The following is a 610-nucleotide window of genomic DNA, read 5'->3' on the forward strand; positions in this document are numbered from 1 at the left end:
GCCGCCGGCGAAGGCGTTCCCCGGTGTGCCGAAACAGCACGTGCTGGCATCCGCGGGCGCCGGTGCGGCGGCCTACGGCATCGCGGTGCTGGGCGCGGCGGCGGTCCTGGTCCTGGCCGTGGCCGGTTCGGCCCTGGCCGCTTCGGGAACTGGGCTGACGGACCTGGCGGAAGACTACGCCGGCATCGACCCGGCGGAGGGCGGGGTCTGGGCCGCGGTCTGCCTGCCGTTCCTGCTGGCCGGCATGGGGCTCATGGGAACCCTGGGCGCCACCGCCAACTCAAGCTTCTTGGGCGCGTCCCTGACCATGGGCGGCAGCCTCTGGTTCATGCCGCTGCTGGTGACGGCCCTGGCAACCGGCGCCCTCTGGCGGTCCGGCCTGCGTGCGGAACGGAAGCGGCCGCTTGGGCGTGCCGGCCAGCGATGGCTGCTGTCCGCGGTGTCCGGCCTGGCGCTGGCCGTCGTCGCGGTGCTCTGCGGCCTCGTGTTTTCCGTGCGGGCCAGCGCCGGGGGAGCGGACCTGAGCGTGTACAGCGTCTCGGCCGGCCTCTTTTTCGGCGCGCTCGTCCTGGGGACGCTGGGCAGCCTGGCCGGACGCAGCCAGGCGGCC

1 protein-coding gene is annotated in these 610 nt (G+C 74.6%); it reads left to right on the top strand.

Annotated elements, in window-relative coordinates; all coding sequences use genetic code 11:
• Positions 1-25: 25 nt before the first annotated feature.
• The coding region (locus ACFQ36_RS23275) for a hypothetical protein (RefSeq protein ID WP_377018001.1) at positions 26-610 on the top strand (585 nt) is incomplete at its 3' end.

The organism is Arthrobacter sp. GCM10027362 (assembly GCF_042679445.1).
GTDB lineage: Bacteria > Actinomycetota > Actinomycetes > Actinomycetales > Micrococcaceae > Crystallibacter.